The sequence below is a fragment of the Bythopirellula polymerisocia genome (genome assembly GCF_007860015.1).
Lineage (GTDB): Bacteria > Planctomycetota > Planctomycetia > Pirellulales > Lacipirellulaceae > Bythopirellula > Bythopirellula polymerisocia.
In genome coordinates this window covers 45,446-61,308 of record NZ_SJPS01000006.1, presented here as the reverse complement: position 1 = coordinate 61,308, position 15,863 = coordinate 45,446, and the positions used below count along the sequence as shown (strand labels likewise).

At 52.2% G+C, this 15,863-nt stretch carries 11 protein-coding genes; all 11 read left to right on the top strand.

Annotated elements, in window-relative coordinates:
- Positions 1-80 precede the first annotated feature (80 nt).
- The 11 genes from Pla144_RS17860 to Pla144_RS24690 all read left to right on the top strand — a co-directional run bounded on the left by Pla144_RS17860 (position 81) and on the right by Pla144_RS24690 (position 15,818).
- A complete protein-coding gene (locus Pla144_RS17860) occupies positions 81-857 on the top strand; it encodes a cytochrome b N-terminal domain-containing protein (protein ID WP_146452072.1) in 777 nt (258 codons plus the stop codon).
- A gap of 91 nt (positions 858-948) precedes the next feature.
- The gene (locus Pla144_RS17855) at positions 949-2,373 is read left to right on the top strand and encodes a hypothetical protein (protein WP_146452071.1); all 1,425 of its coding nucleotides are present in this window, start codon (positions 949-951) and stop codon (positions 2,371-2,373) included.
- Positions 2,374-2,508: 135 nt separating this feature from the next.
- Positions 2,509-7,038, top strand: coding sequence for a PDZ domain-containing protein (locus Pla144_RS17850; protein ID WP_197530791.1), 4,530 nt, complete (start codon positions 2,509-2,511; stop codon positions 7,036-7,038).
- A gap of 27 nt (positions 7,039-7,065) precedes the next feature.
- Positions 7,066-7,851, top strand: coding sequence for a hypothetical protein (locus tag Pla144_RS17845; protein ID WP_146452069.1), 786 nt, complete (start codon positions 7,066-7,068; stop codon positions 7,849-7,851).
- Positions 7,852-7,882: 31 nt separating this feature from the next.
- Entirely contained in the window at positions 7,883-8,785 is a 903-nt protein-coding gene (locus Pla144_RS17840) for a hypothetical protein (RefSeq protein WP_146452068.1), read from the top strand.
- A gap of 48 nt (positions 8,786-8,833) precedes the next feature.
- On the top strand, positions 8,834-10,126 hold the full coding sequence (locus tag Pla144_RS17835) for a cytochrome c (RefSeq protein ID WP_146452067.1): 1,293 nt from the start codon (positions 8,834-8,836) through the stop codon (positions 10,124-10,126).
- A 40-nt stretch (positions 10,127-10,166) separates the two neighbouring features.
- On the top strand, positions 10,167-10,940 hold the full coding sequence (gene coxB / locus Pla144_RS17830) for a cytochrome c oxidase subunit II (protein ID WP_146452066.1): 774 nt from the start codon (positions 10,167-10,169) through the stop codon (positions 10,938-10,940).
- Positions 10,941-11,028: 88 nt separating this feature from the next.
- Positions 11,029-12,825: a cytochrome c oxidase subunit I gene (locus Pla144_RS17825; protein ID WP_146452065.1), complete on the top strand. Its 1,797-nt coding sequence runs from the start codon at positions 11,029-11,031 to the stop codon at positions 12,823-12,825.
- 3 nt (positions 12,826-12,828) lie between these two features.
- On the top strand, positions 12,829-13,830 hold the full coding sequence (locus Pla144_RS17820) for a COX15/CtaA family protein (RefSeq protein ID WP_146452064.1): 1,002 nt from the start codon (positions 12,829-12,831) through the stop codon (positions 13,828-13,830).
- Positions 13,827-14,735, top strand: a complete 909-nt coding sequence (gene cyoE / locus Pla144_RS17815; protein ID WP_146452063.1) for a heme o synthase — start codon at positions 13,827-13,829, stop codon at positions 14,733-14,735. Before Pla144_RS17820 ends, cyoE begins: the two co-directional genes overlap by 4 nt.
- A gap of 81 nt (positions 14,736-14,816) precedes the next feature.
- Positions 14,817-15,818 carry a cytochrome c oxidase subunit 3 gene (locus Pla144_RS24690; RefSeq protein WP_197530790.1) on the top strand — a complete coding sequence of 334 codons (1,002 nt, stop codon included), beginning with the start codon at positions 14,817-14,819 and terminating at the stop codon, positions 15,816-15,818.
- The last annotated feature ends 45 nt before the right edge of the window (positions 15,819-15,863 follow it).

The following is a 15,863-nucleotide window of genomic DNA, read 5'->3' as shown; positions in this document are numbered from 1 at the left end:
TGCGGAATACAAATTAACGGACAATTGACAACCCAACCGGAAGCTTACGTTTCCGGCTCGCCACTAACCACTAGCCACATATGCCCGATTTAGGCGAAACGATTCGCGAATCGCAGATTTGGAAGAGCATTTTTCGTCACCCGATGCCGGTTGATCGCCGGAATCGAATCGTGGTGATGTTGACGAATTTCTTTTTGCATTTGCATCCAGTCTCGATCAAGAAGCAGGGGATTGCCCTCTCGTATACCTGGTGTATGGGTGGTGTGACCTTCTTTTTGTTTCTGGTGGAAACAGTCACCGGCGTCCTGCTGATGTTCTATTACCGCCCCACGGTCGAATGGGCGTACACAGACATCCAAATGCTCCGCGATGTGCATTCGTTAGGGATCCTGCGCGAAATCCATCGCTGGGGTGCTCATGCGATGGTGATCACCGTCTGGCTACATATGTACCGCGTGTTTCTCACCGGCAGCTATAAGCCTCCACGTGAGTTCAACTGGGTTGTCGGTGTGTTCCTGCTGCTGCTGACACTGCTGTTGTCCTTCACCGGTTATTTGCTTCCTTGGGATCAGCTGGCAGTCTGGGCTATTACAGTCGGTTCCAATATGGCCAGGGCAACTCCCTTCCTAGGGCATGAAGGCCCTGGGCAACAGCTATTGACTCTCGGCGGGGTAGACATGATTACTAACGCATCTGATGCGCGCTTTGCGCTACTAGGTGCGCGCGAGGTCGGTGAGGAAACGCTCAACCGATTTTATATTTTGCACTGTATTGCGATCCCGCTCGGAGTGGCATTGCTTTTGGCAATCCACTTCTGGCGCGTAAGAAAAGACGGCGGCATCAGCGGGCCGCTGTAATGAGGAGCTTGTGGTGAGTGGCGGGCAGCTAGTTTATGGCCGCGCGACACTCTCCTCTAGCCACAAACCAACAACCACTAGCCACTAAAGCATGCACGGACTGTCGGAACTTCAGTTTCAGGATTTGGTCTCCTCGTTCTTGGGGCCCTATTACATTGCGCTGGCTTTAATGAACGGGCTGGCTGCTCTGTATCTCTGGCGGTCTGGGCAGACGAAGGCTTGGTTCAATCTTCCAGGCTCTATTGGTGGTAAGCGGGTCGCAATCACCAACGTAGTTGTCTGGCTGCTGGTTGCCATGGTTTTTGCCGTCTTGGCTGCGATTGCCGGTAGCGGCAATACATCAATCGCTTCTCTGCCCGAATGGCTGCGCGAGGCAATTAATAATAGTACTGGTCCCGTGGTCTATAGCGTGGGGTCGTCGGCTGTCCTTATCATTCTTTATCTATTTAGAGGGTTTTTCGTCCGACCAGCTATTGCCTGGGCGATCTGGAATCTGATGTGGTTGTTCCTCGGGTTGTCGATGACAGACCCCGACTTCTACGACATTGTGGCGAAGCCAGATAATGTTCCCATCGTGATGCTTGTATTCTTGCTGGCCTTCTTTACCTGGCTGGCGACCTATCGGGCCGTAATCAATGACGAGCGGATTGCCAATGGTGAACCACCGCTGGAGAAACTCGACGACGAGAAAATTCTCGTGTGGCCAGACCTTGTCTACACCGAATTGATTTGCATGATCGCGCTCACCGCCTTCTTGATCTTTTGGGCGATTGCTTTACCAGCACCCCTCGAAGAAGCGGCGAGCAGCGTTAAGACCCCTAACCCTTCGAAGGCCCCTTGGTACTTCCTTGGTTTGCAGGAAATGCTCGTCTATTACGATCCCTGGATGGCTGGGGTTGTGCTTCCGAGCATGATCGTGGCCGGATTGATGGCGATTCCCTATCTGGACTTCAACAAGAAGGGGAACGGCTACTACACGATCAAGGAACGTCAGTTCAGCTACATCGTATTCCAATTTGGCTTCTTGGAAATGTGGATCACTTTGATCGTGTTGGGAACTCTCCTGCGCGGACCAAACTGGAACTTTTTTGGGCCTTACGAGCATTGGGATGCGCACAAAGTAGAAGCGCTCAACAACGTGAATCTCTCGGAGTATGTTTGGCAACGAGGATTAAATATGAGTTTGCCAGGTGCGCTGTCCTTCTCGGATATGCCCTGGATTCCTCTGCCTGCGTGGTTGACGGCTTTTCTGAATCCGTTTTTGCAGTTTTTCTCGCTGCTATTTGGCCGCGAGTTACCGGGCACACTGCTGGTACTCGGTTATTTTATTGCCCTCCCTCCGGTTATGGCTCTAACAGTCTTCCGCGGTTTTTACCAGAGAATGGGCTTCATTCGGTTCATGATCATGGCGAACCTGTTGTTGTTTATGGCATCGCTCCCCATCAAGATGGTCCTGCGGTGGGTGTTTCAATTGAAATACTTGATTGCGATTCCGGAGTTCTTTTTTAATTTTTAATTAATGGCGCTAGCCACTAGTATCTAGACGCTAGTCAGAAATACTAACAGAGTGACTCTGACCAGCGCCTAGCGCCTAATAACTACTAACTACAAAATGCCTGCAAGCGAACAAACCTGGTACGATCAAAAGCTCATGCATATCATCTTCGGTGCTACGGCGCTGGTGATGACGATTGCTACGTTGTGGCTATTGGCCAAGGATCACAATCGCCAGTGGAAAAGCGTGCAACTTGAGAATCGCAAGAAATCTGCCTGGATCATCCAAGCCCGGCATGATTCGCTCGCTGATCAGTACTCTTCCAAGCTGGAGAACTTCGACAAGGAATTGAGGCAAGCCGAGAGCGAACCCGTTGATCCTGCTGACGTGCAAGAATTCAAATCTTTGGTAACTGCTGAGAACAAGCGGCTTTCTTTGCCCGAGACCGATTTTTCAGCGTTGGACAACCAGTTGCAGAAAGTCAATGAAGCCGCCACAAAAGCAGCCGAGGTTCGCGACGACCTAGAGAGTTTGAAAGAGGAACCTGATAAGCAGCAGGCAAACGAATTGCTTTCAGCTGAAGCGGCTACCGCTGTGGCTCGCGATAAGTTACTTGATGAGATGGCCGACTACATCAATGAAGCACGCCGCCGCGAGAAGGCCATCGCCGGAACGCGCAAGTTTGTCTCGGCTAACCGTACAGCCTCGGTGAGTGCGTTGGGGCTGATGGTCAACGAGGGTGCCAGTGAAAAGAAAAAAACAGAAGCACAGGAGAAAATCGACGAGTACTCCAAGCGGATTGCGGAATTGACCTCAGATCTCGCCGCTGCCAACAACTATCGCATGAGTCTCGATGAAGTCCGCGCCTCGATCAATGATCGAAAAACTGAGCTATTGAAAGAGCGCGGCACGATGAAGACGGAGCTCGATCGGCTTTCGGAGCAAGCTCAGAAGACCCAGCCCTCTGGGTTAAGTCGCCTTGGCGAATGGGTCACTCGCTGGCCGATCCTCAATGCGCTTTATAGCGGCAATGTGCAAATCGATCAGATTTGGCTACCAGATCTGACGATCAACTACAATTTTTCCCAGGCTGCACGGTTTGATCGCTGCAAGACCTGCCACCAGGACATTTCGACGACCGCCGCCGGCACAGCTACGGACCCGGCATTTCCCACTCTGCCTGAATCGCAGCGCAACCTAACTTTAAAAATTGCAACTCCTGATGAAGCCCCTGCCGAAGGGGAAGGAATTCGGGAGGTCTACGGTCTGGAGCTCACCAACGATGTTATTGTGGGCCAAGGAGAGCATGCCCTCGTTCATTATGTACTCCCAGGGACTTTGGCCGCTCAAGCAGGTCTGGAATCGGGCGACATTATCGAGGCCGCCGGCGGAATTCCTGTCAACAATATGGAGTCCGTTGCCAACTATCTGCTTACGCTCGTCAGTTGGGGCGAACCGGCCGAGATAAGTATTCGTCGTGGTTTGGATCACCCTTTTACCTCGCATCCGCGTTTGGATTTGTTTCTTACCGACTCAAGTCCTCATCCCGAGAAGGTAATGGGTTGTACGGTTTGCCATGATGGACAGGGCAGCGGTACGGAATTCAAGTGGACTTCTCACACTCCCAATGATTTCGATCAGCAAGACGAGTGGCTCCGCAAATATGGTTGGTTTGACAACCATCACTGGATTTTCCCCATGAAGCCCCAACGCTTTGTGGAGAGTAACTGTCTCAAGTGCCATTACGACAAGGGAGGCTTGGAACCGAGCGAACGCTTCCCCGAACCCCCTGCACCAAAGTTGGTTGAGGGCTGGACCCTTGTCGAGCAATACGGCTGCTACGGCTGTCATGAGATCAATGGCTACGACGGACCCGATAAGCGAGTTGGTCCCGACTTGCGGCTCGAACCTCCCTATAGCGAAGTTGCTGCGCAGCTTCTTCGCGATGGCGACTTGAACGAGCAGGAACAAGCATGGGCCAAGACACTACGAAATCACCCCGATGACAACAGCGCGCGGCATTCATTGTTCGATGCGCTTAAGTCTGATGCCAAACTGGCATCAAGTTCCGAAACTCGTAATGAAGCCCGTTTGACTGCCGAGACGCACAAGCTTGCCGACGGCCTGAAAGATGTCGAAGTCCCCGGGACCTATCGCAAGGTTGGCCCCAGCCTGCGTTACTTGAAATCGAAAGTTGATTTCGACTGGGTTTACAGCTGGATCAAGTTGCCTTCGAACTTCCGACCAACAACCCGTATGCCGCAATTCTTCGGGTTGTGGGAGCATCTTCAGGAGGATCCTGAGGAATTGGCCAAGACGAAACGGTTCGAGGCTGTGGAAATTCACGCTATGAGCGAGTACCTCTTGTCGAATAGTTCCGATTTCACATACCTCACTCCTCCGAAAGAGGTTACTGAGGCGGCGTCTGCCGAGCGTGGCAAATGGCTCTTTGAATCACGTGGCTGCTTGGCTTGCCATTCGCATGAAGCTTTTACAGGCATCGCTTCCAATCAAGGTCCTGATCTATCACGGGTTGGTGCCAAGTTGAACAACAAGAAGGGAGCCTTGTGGTTGTACAGTTGGGTGAAGCAACCGCATCGTTATAATACCCGCACTAAAATGCCTAATCTGTACCTCGATCCAATTGTCGAAAAGGATGCGCAAAACCAACCGACAGGCAAGATCACCGATCCCGCGGCGGACATTGCCGCTTTCCTCCTGGGTACTCCTTCGGATTGGAAACCTACAGACGTTCCCGCTCGCAATTGGTCTGATGAAGAGTTGTCGGCACTGGCCGATTTGGCTCAAGAGTGGCTCTCAAGTGATGCCATTCCTGCTGATCGGGCAAAGGAATTTGTCCAGAATGGCATCCCCGACTCGTTGGAGCCGAAACTAAAAGCAGATGAGAAGCTGCTGTTGAAGAAAAACTTTGCTAATCGCACGCAGCAGTTACAAGACTTTGTTGCCCGCCGCACAATCAGTAAGTACGGTTGTTTTGGCTGCCACGATATTCCTGGATACGAAGAAGCAAAGCCGATTGGTACTGGTCTGGCTGACTGGGGCCGCAAGGACAGCTCAAAGCTTGCGTTTGAGAATATCCATGCCTTCCTCGCCGGGCCCGGCGATCCGCATAAGATTGATCAGTCTCATGACGAGCAGGCTGGCAATTCGCATGGGGACGATGCGGAGCATGCCGGGGGCCATGGCCACCTTAATCCGGGCGACTATGTGGAAGATGGCATCAGCTACTATCTCCAGGCCTTGGTCAGTCATGCTCGCGATGGTTTCATTTGGCAAAAGCTTCGGTTTCCACGGAGCTACGACTACAAGACGACCAAGAACAAGGGTTACAACGAGCGTCTGCGCATGCCAAAATTCCCGTTCACAGAGGCAGAGCGTGAGAAGGTGATTACTTTTGTACTCGGATTGGTGAGCGAACCTCCCGCCGAGAAGTTTGTTTTCCAACCAGATGCCCGCACAGCTGCAGTAATTGCAGGTCGCCAGGTGCTTGATCGCTTCAATTGTGCCGGTTGCCATACGCTGAAGATGGAGCAGTGGCAGGTAGCTTTCCAGGAGGGGGAATTCGAGTCTCCGATCGAGGTCCAGGACTATCCATTCCTAGGGAAGCATTTCTCTGAACAGCAGATTGCTGAATCACTCGTCGTTGATACGCGCGGGCGGATGCATACGACGCTCAATGGCTTGCCGGTGATGAACGAAGAAACTGGCGAACCGGAACGGTTTGACATTGATGGTTTGCAGATCGAAGAGGACGACGATGAGTCGGATCCCTACTATCGCTTTACACTTTGGCGAGACACACTTATTGCTGGCGAAGCCTGGAACGTCGGGATTCAAGACCCCATGGTGCCCGGGAGTCGCACTGGTTATGGCCCCGCCGAGGGTAACGCATTCCCGGCCTGGGGTGGCGACCTGACTCGTTACTTGTTTTCGAAGGTGATCGATCACGCTAAGCAGACGAACCCGCAAGTCAAAGGCTCCGAAGCCTGGGGTTGGTTGCCCCCGCCACTGATGGAAGAAGGCGTTAAGGTACAGCCCGGTTGGTTGCATGCCTTCTTGATGGACCCCACAGAGATTCGTCCTGCGGTCGTAATGCGGATGCCCAATTTCCACTTGTCGAGCGATGAAGCCTCTACCTTGGTCAATTACTTCGCTGCTTCATCGGGTGCCGAATATCCGTATGAGTACAACCGCAGTCAGCGCGGGAGTTACCTTGCAGATCAGGAAGCCGAGCATCCAGAGCGATTCCAGGAAGCGATGAATATCGTGGTCAATGGTAACTACTGCGTGAAGTGCCATGCAGTGGAGGACTTTTACCCGCAGGGTGATCCTACGACCTTCGGCCCGAACCTTGCCAATGTGCATCCCCGCTTGCGGCCTGAGTACATTCGCAATTGGGTAGCCAATCCGAAACGAATCCTGCCTTACACAGGCATGCCTGTTAACATTCCCTTTAATGCCGATGCGCCGCATCTCGGGGGAGTCGCTCAAAACCTTTTTTCAGGCACCAGTATTGAGCAGTTGACGGGGCTAGTAGACCTGTTGTTGAATTTCGATACCTTTGCCAAACGGCAAACCGAAGTTGCCCCCATGGTAAAAGCTGCGGCCGAAGCCAACGCACCGCAGACATCCGATGCCCGCGGCGACGAAGAATCTCTTAAGTAAAGTCATCCAGCAGAGGAGGATATCAAGATGCGAAAACTATTTACAATTTACAGCACCACGATGTTGTTGCTTATGTTAACAAGTCAACTAAACGCAGCAGATTGGGGATCTATCAAGGGTAAATTTGTGGTCGATGGTTCAGTCGGTGATCCGGCTGCCATCAATGTCAACAAAGACACCGAGTATTGTGGCAAGCACGACCTTGTCGATGAAACAGTCGTCGTAGGTGATGATGGTGGGTTGGCCAACGTGGTTGTTTATATTTACACCAAGCGCGGCCAGTCTTTGGACGTGCATCCCGACTTCGAAGCATCGGCCAGTGAACCAGTCGTGCTAGACAATAAGGGTTGTCGCTTCGAGCCGCATGTGATTGCAGTCCGTACGGGACAACCGCTGGAAGTTCGTAACGATGACCCAGGGATCGGTCACAATACCAATGCCTCGTTTGTGGCTAATCCAGGTTTCAATGAGATGGTTACGAATGGTGCACCGATCACCAAGACCTTACAAAAAGCTGAACCAGTCCCAGCCCCGGTTGCATGTAACGTTCATCCCTGGATGAAAGCGTATGCTGTGGTTCGTGAAGACCCCTACATGGCGGTTAGCGATGAAAATGGGGAATTCGAAATTTTGAATGTTCCTGCTGGTCAACACGAGTTTATTTTCTGGCACGAAGCTAAGGGCAACATGAAGGATCTGAAGATGACCGGTGGGAAAACCGATCGCAAAGGCCGAGCGAAGTTGAAAATCGCATCTGGCGAGACACTCGACTTGGGTGAAATTAAGATCCCCGCGAAAGCCTTAGGCAAGTAATCATTGAACGATGGCTGAGAGAGTAACATACGTGCGAACTAACAAGATTGATCGGTACGCTTGCGCTCTAATGCTTGTGGGATTGATGCTTATCGGCTGTCGGCGAGTAACCGACTTTGGTCCCGTAGCCAATCCTGCTGCAGCGGTAAAGGTCCGAGAAGCATTATTGGGAGAGGCTGGCAGTGGCGAAGAGGGAGCTGCGGTTGCAACCGGCACCGGTTGGGCGAGTCTCAAAGGAACCTTTATCTTCGATGGTACGCCTCCCGAAATGGAGCCGTATAACGTGAATAAAGATCAGGCAGCATGCACAATCAATGGAAAGGCTCCCCTGCAACAAACTCTATTAGTGGATTCTGCGACGAAGGGAATTGCCAACGTTGCGGTTTTTGTTCGCAAGGTGTCACGTGTGCATGAGTCCGCAGAACCTGAGGGTGGGCAAGTCCTATTCGATCAAAAGCAATGTGTGTTTCTTTCTCACGTGTTTCCTTTCGTGTTGGGAAATACCATGGATATCAAGAATAGCGATCCAGTTGGTCATAATACGAACATCGAAGGCAAGAACAGCTTCAATCAAACCATTCCTGTCGGCGAAACAATTGCTTTCAAGCCACAAAAGGAAGAGGCCGTACCAGTTAGTGTGCGGTGCAGCATCCATCCGTGGATGTTGGCGTATTTCTTACCTCGGGAGAATGGCTATGTTGCTATTACAAGTGAGGACGGCAGTTTCGAGATCGCTAACTTGCCAGCGGGAGAAGATCTAGAATTCCAGGTTTGGCACGAAAGTGCCGCGGGGCCGGGAAAATCACTGATCTTGGATTCACCGGAAGCGAAAGAGTTAAAATGGTCGAAGAAAGGTCGGTTTAAGATTAAGCTCGATGAAGATGAAGTGAAGGAATTGAATCTCAACGTTCCCAGTTCTGCGTTCGGGTTGTAGTCAGCATTGCTGTCATTAAAGAATAACAATGAGTTTGGTAGTCATTTGATGAACTACGGTTTACGTTCAATTTGTTTCTTGGGTTCCTTGGTTGTAATGGGTGCGACAGGGTGCGATTTTCGTGCGCCTGAGTTTCACCTCAACATGGTGCAGATGGTTTCGGATGCCACTCCTACTCCCGTCGAATACCAAGAGCAAATTGCCAATGTGCTGGGGGGTATGTTCGGCGACCCCGACGAGCCGTTTGCATTGCCCGAAACGGGACTGGACATTCGTAGATTAAAGATGGCTGCTGGGCCAGCATGGACAGATCAAAAGGGTGCTGCCTTTGGTCTCTATCGCCAGCACTGTTCCCATTGCCATGGGATCGATGGGGATGGAATGGGTCCCACGGCTTTGTTTCTGAATCCCTATCCTCGCGATTACCGCCAAGGGGTTTATAAGTTCAAATCAACTTACAATCCAGCGAAGCCGACCGACGAGGACTTGCATCGCGTTTTGGTTAATGGAATTCCAGGATCAGCGATGCCGTCGTTCTCATTGCTTCCCTCGGCTGAAGTCGAGGCTTTGGTTGAGTACGTCAAATATCTGAGCTTTCGCGGCCAAATGGAAACGGCACTCACCAACTATGTCTACAACGATTTAGGTGAGGAGGAGGTGACTGACGAAAATGGCGATCCTGTTCTCGACGACGAGGGAGAGCCTGTCACCAAGTTGATTCCTCTTGATCCCGAAAACGATCCAGAGCAGCAAGAAGTCATCAAGGAGTTACTTGCCGAGATTGTCGACGGCTGGAACGAGGCCAACGAGCAGATCATCGTCCCCGCCGAGGATGCTATCCCCACCGATGTAAGTGACATGAAAAAGTTTGCCGAATCGGCGGCCAAAGGACGAGAGTTGTTTTACGGTACGCGCGCTAACTGTATGAAGTGTCACGGACCGACCGGCTTGGGTGATGGTCAGCAGGATGACTACGATATCTGGAACAAGGCACATTTGCAGTTCTTGGAATCAGTTGCTGAGGACCCAGGTGAAGGTGAGATAGCTCAGGATCGGACAGAAGTAGCCGAGTCGTTGTTCCCGGTTCGTAATGCAATACCTCGTAACCTCAGAAAGGGAATCTACCGGGGTGGAAATCGGCGGATCGACCTCTTTTGGCGTATCTATGCTGGTATCGCAGGATCCCCGATGCCCGGCAGTGGTCCGGCAAGTCCCGGTGCCCAAGGGACTTTGACCGAGGAAGAGATGTGGAACATTGTGGATTATGTGTTGTCGTTGCCTTATGAGAATGCAAGTCAGCCACAGCGAGCCCTGCCGATTAATACTGAACTGGTGAACTGACGTTGTTGAGTAGACTATCTCAACGGTGTGGAGAGCGATCGTGAAGCATTTTTGGAGTTTTTTGTTTTTCTTGGTGCCATTGTTTGGGGTGGCAACCTTTGTGTTTGCGCCTCACTTCAACATCTGGCTTCCCCGCGACATTTCCGAACAAGGCAGAGTCATTGATGGCCTGTTCATGTTTATCTTGTACCTCACGGGCGCAGTGTTCATTGTCACCGAGAGCGTGCTGTTTTATTACCTTTGGAAGTACAACGGCAAATCAAACGATCAGCCTGTCAAGTTCTCTCATGGCAGCCATGCCTTGGAACTCGTTTGGACGATAATCCCGGCGGTGACACTGCTTTTCATCGCTATTTACCAAATGCAGGCGTGGGCTGCCGACAAGCTGGATGCTCCCGCGATTGATTACACGTGCGAAGTGACGGGCCGGCAATTCAATTGGGACTTCCGCTATCCTGGGCCTGACAACGAACTCTATACCCAGGACGATATCGTCCGGACCGATGGAAAGTTGTATCTTCCTGTCAATGAAGAGATTCTCTTAAAGATCACCAGTGCAGACGTTCTGCACAGTTTCTTCCTACCCAATCTACGCGTTAAGCAGGATGTCGTGCCCGGCATGGCGCAAAAGATGTGGTTCAAGGGAAAGAAGACCGGTGGATACGACATCGTCTGCGCCGAACTGTGTGGCTGGGGCCATTATAAAATGAAGGGCCGGGTATTTTTCCTGCCCCGCGACGAGTACGACGCCAAACTGGCAGAGTTTACTGCGGAGCAAGAAACTATGACCGTAGAGGTTCCTGAAGAAGAGTGAGTTGATTGAGGAATGATGTGGCTTGAATGAAATCTGCTTTCATTCATCAAGCACTATTCGTCATTTATCATTTTAATCGAGATTTCCCATGAGTACCGTAACTGTTGATACCCACGCTGCCCACGGCGAGCATGCCCATACGAGCAGCTTTTTGAAGACCTATGTCTTCTCGCTCGATCACAAGATCATTGGGCTGCAATTTCTGTTCAGCACTTTGATCTGGTTCTCGGTCGGCGGCTTGTTGGCAATGGGCATCCGCTGGCAGCTGGCTTATCCTTGGCGCCCAATGCCGCTGTTGGGCAACTTGCTGGCAGCTAGTGAAGGGGGCCAGATCGCCCCAGAGAATTACACGATGCTCGTCACCATGCACGCGACAGTGATGATCTTTTTTGTGATCATCCCGATCCTGGCTGGTGCGTTTGGAAACTTTTTGATTCCGCTGATGATCGGTGCGGACGACATGGCTGTGCCGGTGCTCAACATGCTGAGCTACTGGTTCATGTGGCCGGCGTTCTTCTTCATCGGAGGTAGTTTCTTCGTGGAAGGAGGTGCCGCCCAAGGGGGTTGGACCTCATACCCTCCCCTGTCGGTTATCCAGCAAGCAGCACCCGGTAGCCTTGAGGGTCAAACGTTATGGCTCCTGGGCGTCACGTTTGTTGGCATTGCGTCGATGATGGGATCGATCAACTACATGACGACGATCATACAGATGCGGGCTCCCGGCATGACGATGTTCCGGTTGCCAATGACCATCTGGGGCATGTTTATCACTGCCATCCTCCAGGCGTTCGCCCTACCCGTTCTCACGGCTGCAGGGTTCATGCAGTTGGGGGATCGCATGCTCGGCACTGGATTTTTCCTGCCGGAAGGTGCGATGGCCAATAACTCCCCGATGGAAACAGGTGGTGGCCAACCGTTGCTGTGGCAGCATTTGTTCTGGTTCTATAGCCACCCTGCCGTGTACATCATGATCCTCCCCGCGATGGGCATGGTCTCCGATATCCTCAGCACTTTTGCCCGCAAGCCGCTTTTTGGCTACAAGCCGATGGTTTATTCCATTTCTGGCATTGCAGGCCTTGGGTTCATCGTGTGGGGCCATCATATGTTCGTCTCGGGCATGAATCCCATGCTCGGCATGACATTTATGGTGTCGACGATGATGATCGCGCTACCCAGTGCGATAAAGACTTTCAATTGGCTCGGCACTCTCTGGGGTGGCAAGATTCAGTTCACCACGCCGATGTTGTTTGCTATTGCCTTTGTCTCGATGTTTATCATCGGTGGCCTGAGCGGCATTTTCATGGCAGCGACGCCTGTTGATATTTTCATTCATGATACCTACTACATCGTGGCCCACTTCCACTATGTGCTGTTCTGCGGCACGGCGATGGCCGTCTTTGGGGGCATTTATTATTGGTATCCCAAAATGTTTGGCCGCATGATGAACGACTCGTGGGGAAAAGTGCATTTCACGCTTACGTTCGTCCTGATGAATTGCGTCTTCTATCCGATGCACATTCTGGGAATGCAGGGTTTTCCGCGTCGGTTAGCCGATCCCTACCACTATGAGACCTTCAAGAATTTGCTCCCGTTGAACCAGTTTATTAGTTGGTGCGCTTTCATGTTGATGGCTTCGCAAATTATCTTCGTGATCAATTTCTTCGGTAGCATGTTCTTCGGCCCTCGCGCTGGTCGTAATCCCTGGAAAGCAAACGGCCTTGAATGGCAGGCACCGAGTCCTCCTGGTCACGGCAATTTTGACTTCCAACCAATCATCTATCGGGGACCATACGAGTACGGCTCGCCAGAAACGGAAGAGGATTACTATCCCCAGACTCAGCCACCGAAGGAAGGCATTCAGTCTGCAGCTACCCCTGCCCACTAAACGATGATTACCAACCGCAAAACCCGAAGCCCGCTTGTCCACCTCTGGGCGTGGCTACTGGCCTGCGCGACGTTTCCGCTGATTTGGTGGGGAGGACTCGTCACTACTACGGGTGCAGGTATGGCCTTTCGTGATTGGCTCACCTCTGACGGATACCTGATGCCGTTTTATCCATGGCTCAGTTCAACGGGAGACAAATTCATCGAGCATGGCCATCGCCTCTTGGGGATGATTGTCGGGCTACTTGCGATCGGGCTAGTAGGAATCACCTGGGCTAAGGAATCCCGTTATTGGGTTCGCATCTTTAGCTTGGCCATACTCGTTGGCGTCATCATTCAAGGTGCCTTGGGTGGCATGCGTGTTGTATTCGACGAGCGAACTTTGGCCCTGATACATGGTTGTACTGGTCCCTTGTTCTTTGCCATGTGCGTGGCGATGGTAGTCATCACTTCTCGCTGGTGGTGCGACGTCGAGCCGTTAGAAAGTTCGCCCCGGGAATGGAAATATCTCCGTCTGGCAGCACTTACCACGATTCTCGCTTATATGCAGCTCATTGCTGGTGCCGTCGTGCGGCATAGCCCCCACTTGGTTGGGCAATCCGCATCCGCTGTTTTCCAGGCAGCCGTCTATCTCCACGTTCTGCTGGCTGTGGCGATTGTTGTCCATGGGGTGTTGCTGATCTGGCAGGCCAACCGTTGTAAGCAACCTATTGGGCGCTGTTGGTTGCTGGGGGCATTAATTGGAGTACAAATCGTACTTGGCGGATCGACTTGGATTGTAAAGTATGGCCTGCCCCGCTGGGCCTCGCGGATGTTTGGTGAGCTGACGTTCGCTAATACTGCTGATAACGCCTTTCAGGCCGTCGTCGTAACCAGCCACGTGGCGGTGGGTTCTCTCATCCTGGTAACATCTCTGGCGCTTGCTCTGCGAGTCGCTCGGCAGTTGCGGATTGGAGTTCCCGAGACAGTCGGGTCATCCACTTCTCGAATGGGGGTCGTTCTATGAGTACCTCCACGATTATTACTTCTGAAAGTCCGAGTCGGGCGCTCGTAGCGAAATTGAGCGACTACTTGGAACTTACTAAACCACGGATTGTGTTGCTGGAGTTAATAGTAGCTAGCGCGGCAGCGTGTTTGGCAGCACCGCACACCCTTGACATGCAAGTCCTGCTATTTGCCCTTGCAGGCACGGGATTGGTAGCGGCCAGTGCAAGTATCGCCAATCAATGGTGGGAACGCTCGAGTGATGCCCACATGCCGCGAACGGAAGATCGGCCACTTCCTGCTGGTCGAGTCAGTTCCGCCGAAGCAATCTTATTGTCGCTCGTAACGCTTCTCGCGGGCATGGCGATTTTGGTTTGGCGAGTCAATATGCTTACAGCCTTGTTGGGATTGGCAAGCTGGATGCTTTATGTGGTGATCTACACACCACTCAAGACCCGCAGCTCTTTTAACACGACAGTTGGTGCTGTCGCGGGAGCGATTCCGATCATCATGGGTTGGACAGCTACTGGAACACCGCTGGGGCTGAACGCCTGGTCGCTGGCGGGAGTCCTATTCCTCTGGCAATTTCCACATTTCATGGCCATCGCCTGGATCTATCGCCACGACTATGCTGCTGCCGGTCATCGGATGTTGACGGTTGTAGACCCAAGCGGCATGCGTGCCGGTGCTCAAGCTGTCTTGGGTGCGGCCGTGCTGATCCCAGTAAGCTTGATTCCTGCCGTGGTCCCCACGAGCGGCAGTCCTTTGCTCTATTTGACCTGGTCTTTCACCCTGGGAACGATTCTCCTGGGCCTGTCGATTCGCTTCGCGATTTTCCGTGACGAGATTTCCGCGAGGTTTTTACTTAGAGCGTCGTTAATCTATCTCCCTGCATGGCTTGCCATGCTTTTGGTAGTAACCCTATGAACAACTGACAACTGAAAACCCTACCGGAAGCTAATGCATCCGGCTCGCCATCCACTAACCACCAACCACTAACCACTTATAATGTCCGACGACCATCACGCACATGCGCCGCAATTCGACTATCAGCCCGCGTTGCCGATACCCAACGGTAAGGCCTTCATGTGGTTGTTTCTGTCGACGGAAATCATGTTCTTTGCGGGGCTCATCGGCACTTATATAGTGTTGCGTTTCGGAGCGATTTCTTGGCCTTCGACCCATGATGTCCATCTTGCTGAGATCTGGGGTGCCACTAACACGTTTGTGCTGATCTGTTCCAGCGTAACCGTCGTGCTGGCCTTGGAAGCCGCCAAGAAAAATAATGCCTCCGCTGCTAAAGGCTGGATGGTGTTGACGTTTCTACTAGGACTGGTGTTCCTCGGTATCAAGATGTACGAGTACAACGCCAAGTTTTCCCACGGCATCTATCCGCAACTGCCTCATAGCCAAATCTATGAGAAGCCAGATGTGTACTACGCCCAAGCGGTTCGCACTCGACTCAATACGCTCAAGGCAGAACTGGAAAACAAGACTGACAAGACTGAAGAAGATACCGCGAGCCTGGGTTTAGTCGACGATCTACTCCGCGAGGTAGATGCTGCGGAAGTTGCACTTCGCAACGAACCCGATTCCCCAGCAGGTCGCATAAAGATTTTCGAGCTTGCTGACAAGATTTATCCTCGGGCGAGTATCCACGATCACACTTCCAGTGCGTCCCATGCGGCTACTGGTGATTCGCCTTTCCATTTAGTGGCGGCCGAACATGAAACCACTGTCGGCGGTGGCCACCTGGAAGGGCTTAACGACAAGTATAACTGGCTGAAGCTACCGATCATGATCCCAGGGGGCAACATGTGGGCGAGCACCTATTTCTTGCTCACTGGTTTTCACGCCTTACACGTCATAGTGGGGCTGATCGCTTTTGGCCTGCTGCTCACCATGACGCTTAACCGTGCTGCGTTTGGTACCATCGAGAACGTCGGCCTCTATTGGCACTTCGTCGATCTGGTGTGGATTTTCCTATTTCCGCTGTTGTACCTTTTTTAATTGAATATCCGCGATTCAACGAATCGCCGGGCATTGCGAGTTACC